This is a genomic window from Desulfosporosinus hippei DSM 8344 (assembly GCF_900100785.1).
Classification (GTDB): domain Bacteria; phylum Bacillota; class Desulfitobacteriia; order Desulfitobacteriales; family Desulfitobacteriaceae; genus Desulfosporosinus; species Desulfosporosinus hippei.
Genome location: NZ_FNCP01000001.1, coordinates 277,590 through 298,190 on the forward strand (window position 1 = coordinate 277,590; position 20,601 = coordinate 298,190).

At 41.3% G+C, this 20,601-nt stretch carries 17 protein-coding genes, 3 tRNA genes and 1 other RNA gene; 3 read left to right on the forward strand and 18 right to left on the reverse strand.

Going from position 1 to position 20,601, the window contains the following annotated elements; translation table 11 throughout:
- Window positions 1–72 precede the first annotated feature (72 nt).
- The 3 genes from BLS16_RS01370 to BLS16_RS01380 all read right to left on the reverse strand — a co-directional run bounded on the left by BLS16_RS01370 (window position 73) and on the right by BLS16_RS01380 (window position 2,730).
- Window positions 73–459: an EamA family transporter gene (locus BLS16_RS01370; RefSeq protein ID WP_092328920.1), complete on the reverse strand. Its 387-nt coding sequence runs from the start codon at window positions 457–459 to the stop codon at window positions 73–75.
- Between the two features lie 265 nt (window positions 460–724).
- Entirely contained in the window at window positions 725–1,465 is a 741-nt protein-coding gene (locus BLS16_RS01375; protein WP_092328923.1) for an acyl-CoA dehydratase activase, read from the reverse strand.
- Complete coding sequence (locus BLS16_RS01380; protein WP_092328925.1) at window positions 1,462–2,730, reverse strand: double-cubane-cluster-containing anaerobic reductase; 1,269 nt, start codon at window positions 2,728–2,730, stop codon at window positions 1,462–1,464. The genes BLS16_RS01375 and BLS16_RS01380 overlap by 4 nt, the downstream gene beginning before the upstream one ends.
- Before the next feature lie 246 nt (window positions 2,731–2,976).
- On the opposite strand from BLS16_RS01380, the gene BLS16_RS01385 reads away from it, so the two are divergent.
- Window positions 2,977–3,303, forward strand: a complete 327-nt coding sequence (locus BLS16_RS01385) for an SCP2 sterol-binding domain-containing protein (protein ID WP_092328928.1) — start codon at window positions 2,977–2,979, stop codon at window positions 3,301–3,303.
- Window positions 3,304–3,635: 332 nt separating this feature from the next.
- Here BLS16_RS01385 and rnpB read toward each other — a convergent pair.
- From rnpB to dnaG, 11 genes are all read right to left on the reverse strand, one after another.
- Window positions 3,636–4,074: RNase P RNA component class A (gene rnpB / locus BLS16_RS01390), an RNA gene on the reverse strand.
- A 55-nt stretch (window positions 4,075–4,129) separates the two neighbouring features.
- Window positions 4,130–4,285 (reverse strand): hypothetical protein, encoded by a 156-nt coding sequence (locus tag BLS16_RS23365; RefSeq protein WP_014904693.1) that lies wholly within the window; start codon window positions 4,283–4,285, stop codon window positions 4,130–4,132.
- A gap of 242 nt (window positions 4,286–4,527) precedes the next feature.
- A complete protein-coding gene (locus BLS16_RS01395) occupies window positions 4,528–5,370 on the reverse strand; it encodes a Nif3-like dinuclear metal center hexameric protein (RefSeq protein ID WP_092328930.1) in 843 nt (280 codons plus the stop codon).
- Window positions 5,361–6,158, reverse strand: a complete 798-nt coding sequence (locus tag BLS16_RS01400) for a tRNA (adenine(22)-N(1))-methyltransferase (protein ID WP_092328933.1) — start codon at window positions 6,156–6,158, stop codon at window positions 5,361–5,363. Before BLS16_RS01400 ends, BLS16_RS01395 begins: the two co-directional genes overlap by 10 nt.
- Before the next feature lie 467 nt (window positions 6,159–6,625).
- On the reverse strand, window positions 6,626–8,302 hold the full coding sequence (locus tag BLS16_RS01405; protein WP_092328936.1) for a thiamine pyrophosphate-binding protein: 1,677 nt from the start codon (window positions 8,300–8,302) through the stop codon (window positions 6,626–6,628).
- A gap of 394 nt (window positions 8,303–8,696) precedes the next feature.
- Window positions 8,697–8,990 (reverse strand): hypothetical protein, encoded by a 294-nt coding sequence (locus tag BLS16_RS01410; protein ID WP_092328939.1) that lies wholly within the window; start codon window positions 8,988–8,990, stop codon window positions 8,697–8,699.
- Window positions 8,991–9,372: 382 nt separating this feature from the next.
- Window positions 9,373–9,447: transfer RNA gene (locus BLS16_RS01415), tRNA-Val, on the reverse strand.
- A 69-nt stretch (window positions 9,448–9,516) separates the two neighbouring features.
- Window positions 9,517–9,591: transfer RNA gene (locus tag BLS16_RS01420), tRNA-Ile, on the reverse strand.
- A gap of 18 nt (window positions 9,592–9,609) precedes the next feature.
- Window positions 9,610–9,684 (reverse strand) — tRNA-Asn (locus BLS16_RS01425).
- A gap of 313 nt (window positions 9,685–9,997) precedes the next feature.
- Window positions 9,998–11,188, reverse strand: a complete 1,191-nt coding sequence (rpoD, locus tag BLS16_RS01430; RefSeq protein WP_014904698.1) for an RNA polymerase sigma factor RpoD — start codon at window positions 11,186–11,188, stop codon at window positions 9,998–10,000.
- Window positions 11,178–13,028 (reverse strand): DNA primase, encoded by a 1,851-nt coding sequence (gene dnaG, locus BLS16_RS01435; protein WP_092328941.1) that lies wholly within the window; start codon window positions 13,026–13,028, stop codon window positions 11,178–11,180. The genes rpoD and dnaG overlap by 11 nt, the downstream gene beginning before the upstream one ends.
- 368 nt (window positions 13,029–13,396) lie before the next feature.
- Between dnaG and BLS16_RS01440 the strand changes: the two genes are divergently transcribed.
- Entirely contained in the window at window positions 13,397–13,981 is a 585-nt protein-coding gene (locus tag BLS16_RS01440; protein WP_092328944.1) for a GerMN domain-containing protein, read from the forward strand.
- Between the two features lie 170 nt (window positions 13,982–14,151).
- Here BLS16_RS01440 and BLS16_RS01445 read toward each other — a convergent pair whose 3' ends face one another.
- Window positions 14,152–15,147 carry a deoxyguanosinetriphosphate triphosphohydrolase gene (locus tag BLS16_RS01445; RefSeq protein ID WP_092328946.1) on the reverse strand — a complete coding sequence of 332 codons (996 nt, stop codon included), beginning with the start codon at window positions 15,145–15,147 and terminating at the stop codon, window positions 14,152–14,154.
- 292 nt (window positions 15,148–15,439) lie between these two features.
- On the opposite strand from BLS16_RS01445, the gene BLS16_RS01450 reads away from it, so the two are divergent.
- On the forward strand, window positions 15,440–17,128 hold the full coding sequence (locus tag BLS16_RS01450) for a methyl-accepting chemotaxis protein (RefSeq protein WP_092328949.1): 1,689 nt from the start codon (window positions 15,440–15,442) through the stop codon (window positions 17,126–17,128).
- Here the strand turns inward: BLS16_RS01450 and BLS16_RS01455 are convergent.
- The 3 genes from BLS16_RS01455 to BLS16_RS01465 form a co-directional block, all read right to left on the reverse strand.
- Entirely contained in the window at window positions 17,118–18,977 is a 1,860-nt protein-coding gene (locus tag BLS16_RS01455) for an ATP-binding protein (RefSeq protein ID WP_092328952.1), read from the reverse strand. The two genes, BLS16_RS01450 and BLS16_RS01455, sit on opposite strands and share 11 nt — an antisense overlap.
- Window positions 18,970–19,662, reverse strand: a complete 693-nt coding sequence (locus BLS16_RS01460) for a response regulator transcription factor (protein WP_092328954.1) — start codon at window positions 19,660–19,662, stop codon at window positions 18,970–18,972. The genes BLS16_RS01455 and BLS16_RS01460 overlap by 8 nt, the downstream gene beginning before the upstream one ends.
- 292 nt (window positions 19,663–19,954) lie before the next feature.
- A complete protein-coding gene (locus tag BLS16_RS01465; protein WP_092328957.1) occupies window positions 19,955–20,443 on the reverse strand; it encodes a CcdC family protein in 489 nt (162 codons plus the stop codon).
- Window positions 20,444–20,601 lie beyond the last annotated feature (158 nt).

Here is a 20,601-nt window from a genome sequence, read left to right on the forward strand (position 1 = left end):
ATCTTATTCAGGATATCCAGAGAACTAACCTTATCTAATATTCGATTTTTTAATTGATTTACCCATTAAGTTTCATGTTTGCCCCCATAGTCCCAACACGCTCATACCTGCTAAAATCAGTAGACAACCAAGGATCTTAGGCAGGGTCAGATCTTCTTGAAGAAAAAGGGTTCCATACATAATAGCAATTACATAGCCCAATGAGACTAAAGGATAAGCATAACTAAGTTCCCAGCGCGAGATCACCACAAGCCAAAGAATGGAACTCACACCAAAACATGCAAAACCCATAAAGATTGCCGGAGTAAGAATTATTGATCCCAGTTGTCTCCATATTCCTGTAACAGAAACTTTACCATACTCAACCATACCTAAACGAAATAAAAACTGCCCTGTAGCCCCTAAAACAATGGAAAATAAGGCAATGACTAAAGGGCGGACCTCTGAAATTGAAGACATGAAATCGTAACTCCTTGAATTTTTCTACTTTATCTAAAGTTGATATCAATTAAGTTTTCTCAAACTCCCCTTGATTTATACTTATATGTTCCTCTATATTTAACTCAATTATAAATATGCTTGTTTGACTATTTAAATTTTTGTTAATTTGGTTCCGGCCAAAAATCACATAGCGTCATAACTCCAATAGCAATGGGCCGATAACCCTGCAAAGCAGTCATCGACCCATTAAATAAGCTGAGCTATAGGCTAGTTTAGTTTAGCTCTAGGCTAGTAAAGCTGCCCCAAAAGCAGCGGTAAGCTCAGGTTCTGAAGGAATAACAATATTCCCCTTTAACTCTTGCTCAAGGAACTTAACAAGCAGCAAATAATGGGCGCCACCGCCGGTGAAAATCAATGTTTCCGGCTGACCCATGGACTGGACAAAATTCGAAAGGCGTTTGGCGGTGCTTTTAAAAAGCCCGGCAACTACTTCCGGTTTAGGAACCCCTTTGGCAAGCATGGTAATAACCTCAGATTCGGCAAATACCGTACACATAGAATTAATTGCCATTGGCTTAGCCTCTGCTGCCAAATCCATCTCCACGGGGGTTAGATCAAGCCCTTTAAGAATAACATCCAGAAAACGACCTGTGCCCGCGGCACATTTATCATTCATAATGAACTGGACTATTTTCCCCGCTGAATTCTTCTTAATAACCTTGGCATCCTGCCCGCCCAAATCGAGAATAAACGGGTAGTCCGGAAAATCCTCGTGACAGCCTCGACCTTGACAGGTGATCTCAGTAATTACCCGCCCCTCAGGAAAGCTAACTCTGCCATAGCCAGTGACTACAAGCTTAGCGATTTTTTCTTCTTCCCTATGATTATACTCTTTCAGTAAGGCAATACCGGCTTGTACCGAATCAAAGCGAGAAGGTACAACTTGACAGTAAGCTCTTTCCTCTTGGTCCAATACCACCAATTTAGTATTAACTGAACCCAGATCTAAGCCGGCACGTCTCATCCCCGAATCATCTCTATCAGGGCTTCAATCCTAGTCAGTAGTTGGCCTTGATCTTCTTCAGAAAAGTCACTTTCCAAACGCAAGAAAGGTATTTCTTGCTTCTCCATTTCTTTACCAACGAAATAGCCTTCTACTCCATAAGGCTGGCAGAACTGCAGGTTGAAGTCAATCACAGCATCTGCCTTTAAGTTTTTAGCCATAGTTACGATATCCTCCAAGCGACCTTGATTAGGAGTGAAGCAAGCACAATTCACTTTTAACGGGCGCTTAGAAATATTCGCAAGCATATCTGTAAGGGTCTCTGCGGGTTCTGTCATATCTTTAAAGTAACGTTCTCCGGTACAAGTTTCCTCACCAACGACTACTGCCCCAGCTTTTTCGATTAAAGCGTGCAGCTTCCAGGCCGGAAGAGGTTGGGGAGTACCGGTCACTAAAATTCGTGGTGCATCTGCCGGAACTACTCCAACTCCGGCCTTGACCCGCTCATCAAGCTCGTCACATAAAGCATTAACTTGAGCAGCAAAACGTACCGGATCATCAAAGAAGGATAGTTGATTAATTAATAGAACATCTAAGCCATGAATAGGAGCAGGATTATGTTTTCTTAGATCTGCCAACCTTTGCAGAGCTTTTCGCTTATTGTTAATCTTCTCTATTCCTTGAGCAAGATTTTCTTTAGTTAATTTAACTTGGGTCTCACCTTCGATAAACGAGGCAAATTCTCGTACTTCTTCTTCCCAAAGACGCGCATCCTTCTCATTTTTCTTTTGAGGAAGTTCCATTACATAGGTTGGGATATGTTCATTTAAGAGTTCCCAGGCCTTCTTCTTGCCATCACAGGTAGTCTCACCGATGACCCAATCGGAAACCTGAAAATATGGGCAAATTCGATCTAATTTGAAGCCCATTGTTGACTTAATAAGTGGACATAGGTTGCGTGGCAGGACCTTTTCCCCTGAGGGAACCGTAAACTGGGCTCCGGCACATAAGCCGATACTGGCACTGCCGGTTGCTACGACAATTTCTTCAGGGACGTAGACACAAAAGGTAGAGAACACTTTTGCGCCGGCTTGTTTCATGGCATAAAGCTCATGGACACGAATGCCATGGACATCTCCCACGACAGCATCAAAATATCCCATTCCTGTGGGACGATTTTCTCTGTTCAAAAAAAGTTCCGTAAATATCTGGGGCACCGGAGCTAAAAATTCATCATGCTTATCTAGGTCCATGTTCAAACGTTCCCATAACTCTCTGTTCTCCATTAATTGTTTTCCCCCTTAATATAATCTGTAGATACAATTCAATAATTAATTATATCATGTTATTGTTATGGGATTACATAATTAAGTAATAATTTTACATACAAATTAAGGCCATCAATTACGCTTCATTCCGGCAGAGGGACATAAATGAATTTGAAATGTTCAGTGATATATGGTATATTTTTCTGGAATGTGAAAACTTTCATAACATTATGACTATGTGAGAATAAGGGAGGAAAATGAAGAATGAGCGCCAGGGATGAATTACAGGAACTTGTTGAAAAGATGAATGCCAACCCCCAGCATATTGCTTCTGAAAAAGACCGCATCTATCAGATTAATCTTGAGGAAAGTGGCCCGTTGCAAATTGTGTTTAAAGCAGGTCAGGTGCAAGTTGTAGAAGGAGCTGCTCCGGATGCAGAAGTTACTCTGATACTGAACGAAAAAAACTTCTCAAAAATGTTAAAAGATAAGTTAAACACAACAATGGCCTTTATGACAGGGGGATTAAAGGTTGAAGGAAAAATGGGCCTGGCTTTAAAGCTGCAGGAGATTGTGAAATTATATCAGTAAGTATTTTACGTCGATTTTAATGAATGAATATTCAGCCATTAATAAATCTTATTATTAGCCGCCTCTCTATGTACAATCTCCCCTCGATATTTTAGGTTCTATAGATTCAAATGCTTTCTATAAATAATCAAGGAAAGGGTAATCTAAAAAGAGTTTCCTTAGACACAAATAGTTTAAGTACGCAAAAAACCCTGGGAGTTACACTTTTCCCAGGGTCAACTTATATAATTAGAGAAAGGGCATGAACCTTCCTGTTGAGTATGTAAATTCTTTCAGGAAAAACTGAAGGGAAACGGTTAAGCATATTAATGCCGTAACCAGTTTCCCACGGATTGCGAAGCCACCCATAAGCCGAGTTCTGTACCTCTTTAAAGAGGTGATGATCATCTATCTCGAACCGCCGTTACCGACGGCCTCTAGCGACCTTACCCGGGAACAAAAACGGGCCGTTCATCGTTCCCCTATTCGGTCTTGCTCCAGGTGGGGTTTACATGGCCAGCCAGTCACCTGACTGCCGGTGAGCTCTTACCTCGCCTTTCCACCCTTACCTACTCGGAAGTCAGTCGTCGGAACCCAGAAGCCGGACTAGAACCAACCTGTTCTGACTTCTGACCTCTGATAACTGACCTCCGCTATCGGCGGTATATCTCTGTTGCACTTTCCTTGGGGTTTCCCCCACTGGGCGTTACCCAGCACCTTGCCCTATGGAGCTCGGACTTTCCTCAGAGACGATCTTTCGATCCCTGTCTCCGCGATCATCTGGTTGACTTCGCTTTGTTATATTACTAAAAAAAATTGATTTGGTCAAATGGAGAGTTTTGGGTAATCAATTGACTTTTGACTTTTGCTCGTTCATTTCTTCAATTTGATCATCAATATCCATTAGTTCTGTCAGCCATTTTGCTCTATTAGCGTTATCCTGAAGAATATTAGCCAAAACCTTTTCCCGTTGGAGTCTCAAAATTTCAGTGCGGTTCATCATTGTTGCATTTCTCCTTTCAAAATCGATTGTATCGAAGGACCTGTTAATTTCTAAATAGCACCTAGAACGCATATTATTTAGAAAGAACTTTATTATCAGATAATTCCTTACAACAGTATAGTAATATATTTCACAATTACTGTCAAGTGGTAATAATTTCTTTCACAAACTAAATCTCTGTTTCTATCCCTTTATAATTAAAATATCCTATGAAGCCATACCCTGACTCCATAGGATATTTATTATATCCACGGCGAGCGATTTCTTGAACTGACTAAGATCTCAATTCCTTGAAGGGCTTTCTCTGCTAATAGAAAATCCTTCAATAGTTTTAGCATCGGGGCCTCGGTCAAAAAATGTCCTAGATCTCCGATAGCCATTCCTCCTTCAAGGGCATCAAGAGCCGCATGATGGTCTACATCGCCTGTAATTAGTAAGTCCGCCCCTTTAAACAATGCTTTAGGTACGAAACGGCCTCCACTTCCATTAACAATGGCTACCTTTCTAATTTCTTGATCTAAAGAGCCTGCCAAGCGAACCCCCGTCAGATCATAGGCTTGAGCATAGACCTGAGCTTGCTTTAATTTCTCAAGAAATTTCTCCCATAAATCACTTAACTTTTGAGGATGCCTTAAATACCCTGAAACTCCATAGCCATGTTCCTCTGCATCATTACGGTTAGGATTAAAGTCATATCCTCGCTCCAGATACTCCATCTTATCCAGCCCCAGCAATTCTCCTAAGATGGGACTGGAGGATAGTCTGGACTGATCCAAATTCGTGTGGGCAGCATAATAGGCTATATCATTTTTAAATAAGCTTAATGGAACTTGTGCTGCAGCATTATCTGATCTTAGGTTTTTGAGGGGACGGAAAATTAGCGGGTGATGAGCTACAATAAGCTGAGCTCCATATTCTTTGGCTTCTTCGATAACATCTAAAGTACAGTCCAGCGTCAGCATTATTCGTTCAACAGGCTTCGATCCGCTTCCAACCAGCAAGCCAACATTGTCCCACTCCTCAGCCCAAGATTTTGGCGCAATCTTTTCAATCACCTGGGCGACTAAGCCAACTGTTACTGCCATGAACTCAATCCCTCCACTAATGTCAATTTATGTGAAACTTCTCTAATCTTCTCGATAATCTCTGGACTGCTGGATTTTTTCATCTGTTTCATTTGGATCAACAATCTGTCACGATATTCATTGAATTGCTTAGTCAAAAGCTCTTTATGTCCTTCCAAAATCAGTGGTCCAAACTGCCAAACCAATATATGTACTATACTTTGAAATTCCTTCTCCGTCATCAGCTCTTTCTCTGCCAGAGGGAATAGACGCTGTGCCCAAACCCTTTCTCTCTCTTGAAGTTCATCTAAGCCCCATCCCGATTCCTTAGAAAAAGCCATTACAACATAAATTCTCTCGTCTTCTTCTACTAACCTCTCAAACCCTAACTTCCATCCTTGCTCTAATAAAGTTAAGCGAACAGCCCCTTCGGCACCCTGAGGTTGAAGGATAAGGTTGGAAATCCCTTTCATAATATCCGGTCGAACAGAAAAAATCTCCAACATAGTTCTGCCGCCCATTCCGGCAAGGGTCAAGGTATTCACTTCCCCAACCTCCAGGGGCATTAACCCATCGCCAAATCTAACGTCGAGAAAGTCTCCAAGCTTACGACTTTTCACTGCAGTTAATGCAGATTTATAAGGCCCTTCATGTACGTCAATAGCCACTGCTTTAGCAATTTTTTGGGTCTCATAAAGGAAGATCGGCAAATAGGCATGATCTGTCCCTATATCTCCTAGGATTGAACCCTCAGGTACTAAGGAGGCTACTGCCTGAAGACGGGGACCTAAACTAACTGATACTGTCATATTTTCACCTCATCAAGGAAACTAGCTCATAATTTACCTCTTAATCAGAAGATGATATCATAATTTATAGAATTTATCCACGTGCTGCGAGAAGAGTCCCACGTCTAACGATAGTATGGTGGGGGAGGTTCGTCACCATACTAAATCTATTATATCCAAAAAGAAGGCCCCTAGGGACATAGACATCTGACTTTAAAGATAATTAAGCATGTCCAACAAATCGACAGCGCTGTCGAATTGTTGGACATGCTCTGGATTAGGTTTATTTTAGCCAAATTAAACAAGCTTCCATTATTGTAAAATTACTACTGGGTTAAAAACATTAAAGGTGCAGTTCCTAATGAATATCGGAGGACACTCATTAGAACTGCACCTTCTATTTGTTATCTAGTTTATTCTTATGCATTACACCACTTACGAAAATAAGCCACCGACCCTACTGGCTTTTAGGCTTCCATAAACTAATCTCAAGCAACTCCACCACTGGAGGCTAATCCTTGCTCCTCCGAATTAACCATAACCTCAATCAAGTAAGGGCGATAAGCACTAAATCCTCGGGTTAACGCACCAGGGATCTGATTAATTCTTTCAACGGATTCAGCCTCTACTCCTAAGCCTTTGGCCGCTGAAACAAAGTCTAATCCATTTTGACGGCTTTGGTCATGATTAAAGACTACGATAACAATCGGAATTACATTTTTTGCTGCCGTGGCCAGCTCTTGAAGAGAAATACTTAGACTTGCATCCTCCATAATGTTTATGACCTGACGTTGGGGATAGGCCAGCTGAGCCCCCATTGATGCACCAAGTCCCCATCCTTTACTGCCTGCACACCCAGTGATTAAAAAAGTTCTTGACTCATACATTTCATTTAATTGTGAAGCCCAAAGTTGACTTAATTCAGAATCCAGAGCCACAATAGCATCCGGTCGGAGTCCTTTTCTAACCTCGAAAATCGCTTGCAGAGATTTGGATGGATTCTCTGTAAAATTGGTTTGGCGAGCGATTCTTGCTTTTTCTTTTTGCAGGGCTGCGATTCTATCCATCGCCTCAGTCTTAGGCTTATATTTGCAGCCTATGATATAGCTGCTAAAGCTTTGTATAAAGCTTTTAATATCTGAAACTATTGTCAAATCTACAGGAGCAGATTCTGAAAGGTTATCATCTTCCTTATTAACGTTTATAACCTTACGCTCTTTATTAAGTAAAGTTATTTCTCCCATACTCCGATAGTCGAATCTTCCACCTAAATTTATAATAAGGTCTGCCTCTAAAATTGTTTTATTGCCAAGAGGGGTTTGACAGATAGTTCCTACCATTCCTGCATAAAGAGGGTGATAATTTGGGAATCCTTCCTTGCCAAGGATTGAGGAAACTACCGGGATCTGCAAAAGTTGCGCCAGCCTTACCAGATCTTCCGCCGCCCTTCCTACAATTCCCCCGCCAACCATAATAACAGGTCTTCTCGCTTCCTCTAACATTTTATAGACTATATCCAGTTGACTATCTGTTGCTTGAACAAAATTATTAGCCACTTGCTTCTCTTCTTTAAAATATTCCTTCAGGTTTAACTTTAGCTGCCCTAACTGAATATTAACAGGGATATCTATTAAGACAGGTCCTTTCCTGCCCATGTTTGCCAGCTTCCAGGCCTCATTCATTACCCTTGGCAGATCATCTGTCTCTGTGACAAGATAAGCAGCCTTCGTAACCGGTTTGGCCATTTCAACAATTGGAGCTTCCTGAAAAGCTTCTTTTCCTATTAAATCTGTCTCAACTTGACCAGTAAAGGCAATTAAGGGAACAGAATCCCCATAGGCACTATATAGACCTGTCAGGAAGTTAGTTGCACCCGGCCCTGAAGCAGCAGCACAAATCCCTACTTTCCCCGTTGATCTAGCGTATCCATCCGCCATAAAAATTGCAGTTTGTTCATGCCTTACACTAATCGAGCGCATAAGATCCTGCTCCAGCACCGCGTCATAAAAGGGTAAAATTGCCGCTCCAGGAATCCCATAGATCTGAGTCACTCCCTTATGTTCTAAGAACTTTACGATGAATTGTGCCCCAGTCATTTCAGCATCTTTTTCTAGCTCATCAGCAAAATAGTGTTTCACCTGTCCTTCTAATTCCCAGTGCGCCATGGTCGTCTCCCCCTTCTAATCCACTTCAAATTCAGATTGTAATCAATCTGAAAAATTATCTTAATTATTGTCCCGTATAATGAAACGGCGTTTTACTTTTAGTAGATATCATTGTCTGTGATAGATACATCCTCGATATATTAGTTCTCACTCGTGAATAGTCTTCATTATCCACTACTGCCGGGCAAGAGATTATAAAGGTAGCCCATTAGAAGGAGGCCAAAAATTCCAGATGCAGAATTTTGTTTCGCATTATAAAACTACGTTTTGAAGCCTTGTTAAAAATTGTACAAATATGTTTTGCAACACAAACCGTTTCTGTTGATAAAAGTATAATACCACGAGATTAGCAATCTCTGCAATACCTATTTTCTCAATCTTTTAAAAATTTTTGTTAATCTACATAAAACAAAACTTTAACGTCATTTTTCGCTTCTAATGATAAACAAACATCCTCTTCAATCGGATTATAATTCACTCCGATTACATCATCTAAATTAATCCAAAAAACATTACCGTCTTCGCTCCACACCGAAACTTTATCATCTGTAACATCAATATTTACAACTGCTCCAAAATCGATGGTGCATTCTACCACTGCTATAATCTCGATACACTTTAAGTTATTCCCTAAGAACTTCTCTCTAAGGGCTTTTACGAACTCAATTTTTGACGACAAGGTTATCACAATATGTTCCTCCCAAACTCATATACTCTAAATTCTATTTTTTCCTTTTTCCCTCGAAAATATAAAAGAACCCGCAGACAGAAGTCACTGGGTTCCTTAAGAGCTTTGTTTGTGACTGTAGCCCAATTATACCACATTCTACAACATTAACAGCAACAAGTTTCTCCAACATTTTATACAGTCCCATGCCGCCCCAAAATCGGAAACGTTTTGGGGCAGCGCCTTCAAGGAACCGACCCAGAAGCTAGCGGAATCGTTACTAAAAACAAAAAGCACTCTCCCAAGAGGAAAAGCGCTAGATCAACAAGCTTAATTTGCCTTCTAACTGACAAAAGGATTTTGTGGTTCACTCTATCAAATAGGCTACAACCCCTACTTTAACTGGTGGGCGATACTGGTCTCGAACCAGTGGCCTCATCCGTGTGAAGGATGCGCTCTACCGCTGAGCTAATCGCCCGAATTCGATTTATGTATTCATATTTCCGCCCCAAAAATAAAATCCCCACCATTTATCCAGATTGATAAATGGTGGGCCCACTAGGATTCGAACCTAGGACCAACCCGTTATGAGCGGGGGGCTCTACCGCTGAGCTATGGGCCCAAAAAGAACTGATATAAATGGCTCCCCGAGTAGGACTCGAACCTACAACCTACCGGTTAACAGCCGGTTGCTCCACCATTGAGCTATCGAGGAATGCTCTGCACGGGTTATTATACGTAATTAGCGACCTATAGTCAAGTCTTTAGGGAAATTTTTTAAAGTTTTTTAGGGACGCCTCGATTGTAAAACTTATTTCCACCCCTACTACACTTACATGTGGAAGTTAGTCTTACAAAGTGAAAGTTACCTTTTCAATTCACCTTTTGATGGACGCTTCATTTAGCAATTTCAAGAAGGAAATACTCTATCACACTTCGATAAGGCAAAGCGCCGCAGAGGGTAATTCCACCTGCGACGCTGTTCTATCTTCCCTGAAGTTCTTGGGTTGTAAATCTCAAGAAGATTATTACTCCAAATAATCCTTCAATTTCTTACTGCGGCTAGGGTGGCGTAATTTACGCAATGCCTTGGCCTCGATCTGTCGGATACGTTCACGAGTGACACCGAATTCCTGTCCAACTTCCTCTAAAGTCCTGGTGCGTCCGTCATCAAGTCCAAAGCGTAATCTAAGAACTTTTTCTTCGCGAGGGGTCAAGGTCTCTAAGACTTCTTCTAACTGTTCTTTTAACAAGATAAACGAAGCAGCCTCAGCGGGTGCCGGAGCATCATCGTCCGGAATAAAATCACCTAAATGGGAATCTTCCTCTTCCCCAATGGGGGTTTCAAGGGACACAGGTTCTTGGGCGATTTTCATAATCTCCCTGACCCTCTCCACTGGAATATCCATTACTTTAGCGATTTCTTCGGGAGCCGGCTCTCTTCCTAATTCCTGTAAAAGTTGACGTGAAACTCGAATTAGCTTATTGATAGTTTCAACCATATGCACCGGAATTCTAATGGTCCGAGCTTGATCAGCAATGGCACGGGTAATAGCTTGACGAATCCACCAAGTGGCATAGGTACTAAACTTAAAGCCTTTAACATAATCAAATTTTTCTACAGCTTTAATCAGACCAAGATTACCTTCCTGGATTAAGTCCAAAAAAAGCATGCCCCGTCCGACGTAGCGCTTAGCGATACTAACCACAAGCCGCAAGTTTGCCTCCGCTAAGCGGCGTTTTGCTTCTTCGTCACCGTTTTCCATTCGTTTGGCCAATTCGATTTCCTCATCGGCTGAGAGCAGGGGAACTCGTCCGATTTCTTTTAGGTACATGCGAACAGGATCATCAATTCCTACACCCTCCGGTACAGAAAGATCCACTTCCGCTTCTTCCTCAACATCATCGTCCGGATCCTCTACAATGTCATCATCTTCGTCAACTTTAACGCCTTTTAAGATTTCCAGTTCAACTTCCTCAGGCTCCGGCACCACATCTATTCCCATGCGTCCTAGTTGCTGATAGATATCATCAATTTGATCCGCGGAAAGTTCAATTCCTTGAAGAGCATCCATAATCTCTTTGTAAGTTAAAGATCCCTTCTTTTTTCCACTTTGAATGAGGGCTTGGACATTGTCAATCTTTTGCTTTTCGTTCATCTGTCCCCCACCTTCCCTCGGATCATTCTTTTTGGTGCCTATAACCTTACTATTCGCCACGTTTCAACCGCTCTCCTATCTCTTTCAACAGAGCCATAGCCCCTGCCATGTCACCGGATTTTTCTAAAGCTGCCATGCGGGCTTGAAGATCCTCGACTCTTTCATTTGCTTGAGTAGAAAGAATCCCTTGGATACAATCATCTAAAAGCCGCTCGGAATGGGTTATATCTAACTCTTCCAGGAGTAAACTAGCCAAGCGGCTTTGAACCTGTTCTTCAGTGTTAACAGGCAATTTACCCTCCTGATTGAGATAATTAAAGATTTGCTGATGCTCCGGTACCTTCCAAAAGGATTCTCCCAATTCTGCCTTAATTTTTGGCAAGTATGAAATCTCCTCTATAAGTAACCGTAAAAGAATACGTTCAGATCGATACACCTTTAAATGGACTGTTGGTGAAGCTGGTGTATTTTCACCTTGAGAAATAATTTCACCCTTAATATTATCTCTATTTTTCCCAGAACTAACCTGTTTTTGCTGAGAATATTCGATAAATTGTACATTTTTAGTATTTTTGTTTTCTACTCTATAGATTTCTCGTTGTACCGCCTCAAAAGTAAGACCTAGTTCAAAACTTAAGAAACGCTCATAACCTTCACGTTCGATTGGACTGCTAACTTTTATAATATCCGGAGCAAGCTTCACGACTAATTCTGCTTTTTCCTGAATGGTCTGAGGAGGAACTTCCTTAACAAGCGTCCGGTATTTGAACTCAAAATAATTCAAAACCTGACCTAATACTTTTCCAAAGTCCTCGGCTCCATACCGTTTCAAGAACTCATCAGGGTCTTTTGCTCCTCTTAAAGTAGCTACATCCAAGCGGATTCCCGCATCTCGAAGAATTTCTCCTCCTCTTAACGCAGCCTGGATTCCGGCCTCATCAGAATCATAAAGCAGGATGACATGCTGTGTATACCGTCTTAATAGCTTGGCCTGATCCCTTGTTAAGGCTGTCCCCAAAGAGGCGACTGCATTGGGATAGCCGGCATTCTGAAGAGCTATGACATCCATATAGCCTTCAACCAAAAGGGCATAACCTTTCTCCCGAATTCCTTGATGGGCCCGATGTATGCCATATAGCTGATGCCCCTTGTTAAAGAACTCGCTTTCCGGAGAGTTAAGGTATTTAGGAAGAGAATCATCTAGAACTCGACCGCCAAATCCAATTGAATGGTTTCGTCGATCAAGAATGCTAAAGAGAACACGGTTTCGAAAGCGATCATAATATCCACCGCTTTTGCCTTGGGTTCCCCTTTCTATCGCCAGCCCATTCTCTACTAATTCATTTGGCTGCACTCCTCGTTCCTTCATGAAAGTTAGTAACCCATCCCAGCGATCAGGTGCATAACCCAGACGAAAGCTCTTCATGGTATCTGGGTCAACCCCGCGTTTTGAGAAATAGAGTCTTCCAACTTCTCCTTCAGGTGCATTAAGTAAAAGTTCATGAAAATAGCTGGTAGCTAATTCATGGATTTCTTCAAAACGCTGTCGACGTCGATTTGCTTCCCGTTCACGCGGAGATAATTCTTTCTCAGGTAATGCCACACCATATCTAGAGGCCAAATTCTGAACACATTCGATGAAGGACCAGTTCTCCTTTTTCATAAGAAAAGAAAAAACATTCCCCCCAACATTGCAGCCAAAACAGTAAAACATTTGTTTTTCAGGGGTCACAGTAAAACTGGGGGTTTTTTCCGTATGAAAAGGACAAAGCCCCAAATAAGTTTTCCCTTTACGCTGCAAGCTTACATATTCAGATATAATCTCTACAATATCTGTGCGTAATCGCACTTCTTCGATAACTTCTTCCGGCATAAATTCTTGATGAAGTCTAATATCCACGTCTCCTACGCCTTTCAGTTTCCAGCCACACTTTGTTTATTTTGTCAACCCTTACATATACATTTCTTTCGCCGAAACTTCATAAAATCCTCTTTTTTAGTTCTTCATTCGGTGAATCTGTTTTAGTGAGGGTAAAATCATCTTCTTCAATTGTATTAATTCTTCTTTTTCAAGGATAATACCTTCTTACTTCGACAATTATTTTGTGAAAAGTAATTATCTATGATCAGTTGCCTAAAAACTAGAATCAATACCTTAGCCCTTTCGCTCATTTAAAAAGCATGATAGTATATATAAAAGATTGGACTAGTGCCGTTGGACGAACATTAAGCTCATATATCAATGAACTTAAGGAAGGTGAATGTTTTATGACAAAGAGATCAACACGCACAATTATTTTAGCTATGACTTTTTGCCTGTTGCTGGCAGGTGCCTTTCTGACAGGGTGCAATTCCTCCAAAGCTCAGGTTGATAAACCTTCGGATACAGCAACCACCCCGCCGCCTTCCAATACGGATACAATAGAGCAACCTAAAAACTCCCAACAAATAAAGCTTTATTTCCCTAACTCAGATGCTACAGGGTTAGTTTCTTTTGAACGAACCGTTGAAGTAAAGGATCAGGCAGTTATTAAGGCAATGTTTAGCGAATTAGCTAACCCTCCCAGTGGATATGAACCCCCTCTCCCATCAGGAACCACTCTTCTTGACGCTACGGTAAGTGCAGATGGAATAGCTACAATTAATCTCTCTAAGGAGTTTAAAGCTAACTTTGGGGGAGGCTCTACCGAGGAACAAATGACCATATATAGTATCGTAAACACCTTAACGACCCTTCCTAATATCCGGAGTGTCCAGTTTCTTCTGGAGGGTGCAAAACACGCTGGCATTCTCGGTCATTTGGATACCCACGATCCAATCAAACGCGATGAGAGCCTAATTATCAAATCCTAGCTAATCCATAGTAGATTCCTTTACTTTGTCTCTTTATTCAATAGACACACTAACTATCTTATGTCTGATAGCTTTATTTTACTTCTCTAAGACAAAACTTATACTTTAATTATGGAATATATTACAAAAGTGGTTGAGATTTAAATCTCAACCACTTTTTCATTATCTTTTTACTTCCGAGGAATAAATAAGCTTTGAAAAAGATCAATGGCATAATTATCGGTAAGACCTGAAATGTAGTCGACAACCGCAGTAGTTTTATCACCACCGGCCCAAACCAAGAAGTTCTGAGGAAGTTTTGAAAAGTTCTGACGATAATAATTAAAAAGTGCTTGCACTATGTACTGACCTTTCTCCCTTTCTTCCCGCAAATTTAAACTGGTGTAAACCCTTGCAAACATAAATTGTCTAAACTCATTCATTGCAGCACTGATCTCAACAGACTGTTTAATTTGATTTTGTCCATTAGACGCTTCTATCATATCCACTACCATTGTGGTAATCATGTCACTTGGTTTCCCCCCCAGCATTCCCTTGACATTTAGGGGCAAGTCCCTTTCAGTCAGCAAGCCGGCCCTTAAAGCATCATCATAATCATGACAGAGATAAGCAATCCTATCTCCCGTTTTAACGATCTGACCTTCCAAGGTCTTCGGAATACCTTCACCAGTGTGATTTAAGATTCCGTCCAGAACACAATCCGTAAGATTTAAGCCAAGACCATCCTTAGCCAGCACCTTGAGGATACGAATAGACTGCTCATTGTGCTCAAAATGACCAATAATCCGTCTTAGAGCCTCTTCCCCAACATGACCAAAGGGAGTATGCCCTACATCATGCCCTAAAGCAATTGCTTCAATAAGATCTTCGTTCAACTGAAGTCCCCGGCCAATAGTACGACAAATTTGGGATACTTCTAAACTATGCGTCATTCTAGTCCGATAGTGATCCCCTGAAGGAGCAATGTACACCTGGGTTTTATGTTTAAGACGACGAAATGGTTTGCTATGCAAAATCCGATCTCGATCCCGTTGAAATTTCGTGCGAATCGGGCACTCTTCTTCCAGACCCTGGCGTTTAGCATCTTTGCTTTTTGCTGCATAGGGTGAGAGTCGTGTTTCCTCATCTTTTTCTGAGCGTTGACGAATGTTCATGATCCCGCTCATCTAATCCCCCCTTGTCTAGAAACTGTTTACTAAACATATCTCTTTTATTTTAGCATAATGACCGGATAAATACCTGAATACCTAGGGAAGAGCCAGAAATTCCTCGCCAGAGCCTGTTCTGGCTCTTAACATTCAGATTACTTAACAAGCCCCAAGAATTAGACTCTGGCCCTAGATTTTTTGTTTGGTGAAAATAATCCTAGAAGGAATCTCGCAGATAAATGTCGAATATCTAAATAATCTGTTGTATGTATCATAATTTACTCTTTATTTGAAGAAAGAAGGAAAATAATTGAATTTGAGTATAAAAACCAAACTAGTCATAATCATTGTTGCTTTAGTGTTTGTAGCAACAACAGTAATAACCGTATTTTCGATTAGAACACTTCATAGTGGAATGATGACAATGGCCCAAGAAAAACTGCACTCTGATCTTGCTCTCAGTAATTTGATTATCGATAAGTCATTTCCGGGAGACTGGTCGATCAAAGATAACAAACTATATAAAGGCGAAAGTGTCCTAAATGACAGTACTATTGTTGACCGAATCGGTGAACTTTCTAATGATAATGTGACAATTTTCCAGGGAAATACTCGTATCGCTACAAACGTTAAAAAAGAAGATGGTACACGGGCTGTGGGTACAACGGTGTCATCCGAAGTTGAAGAGATCACCCTTAAAGAGGGTAAAACCTACAAGGGAGAAGTAGTTGTCGTTGGGGTGAAAAACCAAACCATATATGAACCAATAATTGATAAACAAGGCAAAGTTATAGGTATGACGTTTATTGGAGTGCCAATTTCACTGATTGATACTTTAGTGTCTGGGCTTAGTAATAAAATTATTATGTTTATAATCATTGAACTATTAATATCAGCCTTGGTCATTTGGGTAATAGTGTCACGTACTCTAAGACGCCTCCACCATATTGTGAATTCAGCCGATAAGATCGCCCAGGGTGATCTATCTATTGAATCATTGAATTCTAACTACAAAGATGAGTTTGGGCACTTAAGCAGTTCGTTCAACATTATGGCTGCTAACCTAAGGGATTTAGTACAACATGTTTCCAGGGCATCTGAGCAGGTTGCTGATTCATCACGCGAAATGTTAACCATCACAGAGCAAAGTGCGGAGGCATCTGCTCAAATAGCTGTATCAATTGAGAAAGTGGCTGTTGGGTCTGCAGACCAGGTTAATTCAATAGCAGATACTGTCCAGGCAATTGAACAATTATCTGCCAGCACTCAGCAGGTTGCCGCCACGAGCAATGAGATAGCTTTATTGACAGCCCAAACGACTCAAACCACTTATCGGGGCCAAGAGGCTATTAATTTAGTGGTTGTCCAGATGGACAGTATCAATCAAAAAACAGGGCAGGTTCAACAGACCGTTCAGAAGTTGTCGGAAAGCTCGGAGCAGATCAACGAAATTATTACAGTTATCACTGGAATAACTGAACAAACAAATCTTCTCGCTCTTAATGCAGCAATTGAAGCAGCACGAGCCGGAGAACACGGACGAGGATTTGCTGTAGTTGCTGATGAAGTTAGAAAACTAGCTGAACAATCCAAGGAAGCTGCTCAAAGGATTGCAATGTTAATTCAAGCGAACGAAAATAATATTAACGAAGCAGTAAGGGCCATGGACGATGAAATCAAAGATGTTAAAGCCGGTATAGACACTGTCGATACCGCTGGAAAATTATTTCAAGATATCACCCAACTAGTTCTTCAAGTCTCTAATCAAGTCCAAGAAATATCCGCTACGACTCAAACAATAGCCGGTGGTACAGAAAAAATCGTCTCTTCCACTCAGAACATTGATCGAATTAGTCAAGATGCCGCGGATCAGACTCAAACTGTATCGGCAGCTGTAGAAGAACAGACTGCTTCCCTGGAGCAGATTAACTTGTCGAGCAAAGAGTTAGTTGCCATGGTTCAGGACTTGCAAAAAATTGTGAGTGCTTTTAAACTTTAGGATTACCAAGGGGCAGCTTGATCTCCACAACTGTACCCATCTCCAACTCGCTCTGCACGGAAACCGAAGCATTCTGAAGTTCTATTAAATGCTTTGCAATAGCAAGGCCGAGCCCGGTGCCTCCGCTGTTTCTTGATTTATCGGTTTTGTAAAAACGATCCCAGATATAAGGCAATTCTTCCGGTGCAATTCCATAACCTTGATCGCGAATTATGATCGAAAGGGTCTTAATATCTAATAGGCTTGTTGCAACGGTCACTGTGGTGTTCGCCGGCGAATATTTGACAGCATTGTCCAGAAATATTACCAACAGTTGGCGCAAGCGATCATAATCTCCTGCAAAGGCGGGAATATCTTGTTTAGCAAGATACTCAACTTTAATTCCTTTTCTTCCGGCAATAGTCTCAAAATTTCTCACCACATCTTCAAGAAGATTTGGTATATACAGCTTTTCTTTATTCATTTTAATCTTGCCGGATTGAAGGCGAGAAAGCTCCAAAAGATCTCCTACCAATCGTTCCAACCCGCGGGTTTCAGAAAGCATCCTTTGGTGGTAACGTTTAATCTCCTCGCTGTTTTCTACCGTTCCATCCACCATGGCTTCGAGGGATCCACGAATGACGGTCAAAGGAGTGCGAAATTCATGAGACACATTGGCCACGAAGTCCCGTCTTAGTTGTTCAAGCCGCTCACTTTTACTAATATCCTGAACCAAGGCAACACTCCCTGTCACCATTCCCGAGTTATCGACAATTGGCGAAAGAGTAAACATAAGCTTTTTACCCAACCAATCTTTGAGTACTTGAGAGGTCTTTTTTTCCTCCATTACTTTAGTAAGCTGGGCCTCAATTTCCAATTCATTGAGGTCCTTTTCTATGTCTTCATTTAAATAGGGATGAGGTCTACTCATAATCTCCGATAGTGCAGAATTGATACTTATGGGTTTAAGAGTCATGTCGAAAGCCACGATTCCATCAGAAATGCTCCCTATGATGTCTTTGAGTTTTCCTTTCTCCTGAAAAAGCTGATTAATCGTATAACCTAATTTACCTGCCAAAAGGTCAAGGGAATTCCCCAGCTGTCCCAATTCATCTTCGCGCTTAACTCCTGTTTTAACAGAATAATTTCCTTGCGTCATTTCTAAGGCAGTTAGATTCATGGCTTTCAAGGGACGGGTAAAGAGCAGGGAGTAGAAAATACCTAAACCCAGGGCTAGCACAAGTGCCCCCAGAAGACTGATTGCCAAAATTCGAACTGCTTTATTGACTGTTGCATTAATTCCCGTAACCGGGGAATGGAGAAGTACGGAGCCAATAACTTGATGGTCGGAATCAATAATCGGTACGCCCACTGTCAGAGTTGCTTCATTGTAGACACTGCTAAAATTTTCACTGACCGATTCTTGGCCACTTAAAACCCCCTCAATAACTTTTTCAGCCTCCTGTGGGAGAGGCTCTGAATTAAAAGGCTGCCCTTGCCTCATACCCATACCCATTCCTGTACCCTGGCCTGTGCCTTGGCCTTGTCCTGCACCTCTGCCTTTTCCAAAACCCATTCCGGACATCAGCGAGAGGTTCCCCTGCTTGTCAGTGATCCACACCTTTGCTTCAGTCATCCTATCCAGGAAGCGCATGGATCCAGCGAAGCCCCCCAACTGACCATTACTTTGGGAGTTCTCGGCAATCACCTCCGCTATACTTCGGGCACGATCCAGCATAGTTTGTTCTCGGCTGCTGAAGGTATACTGCCTGAACATTTGAATAAATAATCCCCCTATGACTAACATAGAAATGAGCACTATTCCAACAAAACCAGCCGTTAATTTTAACGCAATACTCTTCTTAAACATGCCTCACCTCAAATTTATACCCTACTCCCCAAATAGTCTTTATCTCCCAGCCAGAGGTTTGAGAAGGAGCTATTTTTGATCTTAACCTCTTGAGATGGGTGTCCACGGTACGGGCATCGCCAAAATACTCATACCCCCACACACTGTTTAAAAGGTTATCTCTCGAGAAAACTTTTCCCGGATTTGATGCCAAGACCCATAGTATTTCCAGTTCCTTTTTTGTAAGGCTGACGGGTCGCCCTTCGATTTTCACTTCATAATCCGAAATGTTAATTTCCAAGCCAGGATAATGGACAATGTCTTTGCTTTGCTCCTCTGAAATATCAAGGCGCCTTAATACTGCACGAATGCGCGCCATGACTTCTGCGGGACTAAAAGGTTTTACAATGTAGTCGTCTGCTCCAATATCAAGGCCCATAATGCGATCGCCATCTTCGCCTTTGGCGGTAATCATGATAATCGGCACATTAGAACTCTGACGAATTTCCCGACAAACCGCAAACCCATCCTTCTTGGGCATTAAGACATCAAGTAATACGAGTAGGGGTCTATATTCCCCAAGCTTCGCTATAGCCTCTTCCCCATCATGGGCAATAATTGGAAGAAAACCTTCTTTAGTGACATAGGTACTTAGTATTTCTAGAATGCCCTCACTATCATCGGCAATCAATATGTATTTGTTCATAAGCCATCCCCCCTCTTTTAAGTCTATCACTTATAAAAATAGTGTTTGTGTCATAAATGTGACTTTTTAAATGTGGGAAGCGTGTTACAACTTATCGATTAATTCTTGAATCAACATCGACAACCTCGGCACTCGTGTACCACTTTATTGAATTCTGTTACTCTTTAGGTCATACTCCTTCTTGTTTTTCAGTTGTCTTCTCCTCACAACAGTTCCAAACCTAAATCATGGCCACAATCTCGACTATTCCCTGAGAGATTATGGCCATGATTATTCTTTACCTAAGCAAAAATCACACTTTATGAAGTTGTCGTTCTAACCGTTTAAATCCTATGTACATACTTATTCGCCATGGCAGAATCATACTAAAGGCTAAGACGAAGAAAATTCCGGTCATTTGAGCAGGATCGATTTGAATGGCTTCAGCAAGGATAATCTTCCCGATCATTCGCAAAGCGACTAGACTTATCAGTGCTACTAAAAACAACTTTGATCTTCGGAGATAGATTTGGTTGTCCCTTATTTCAAATTTAGATGTTTTTATTAAGATGACAGAAAAAAGCAGGCCCATCATAACGGAACTTATCAGTTCTAGTAGGGTTGGTCTAAACATTGGCAAAATAAACATACTCCCACCGGTAGCCATAAAAAATGGAGGTAAAATAATCATTTTTGCCACTGCTGGTTTTTTTGTGTTTTTCACTCGTACCAAATTGACTACAACAACCATTAACAAGGACACGACAATTGATGCAACCACTAGGAATTGTTTTGTCAACATAATTAACCTTTCTATCTCGCGATTACGCCTATTTCCAGTTTACACACATTATAATATAACTCTTTGCCTTAATAATAAAGCAAAGAGTTAACTATTAGCATACATAAAGAGCTTTCTGACTCTTCTTGTGGCTTCTTATTATTCACTTTTTCTTTAGA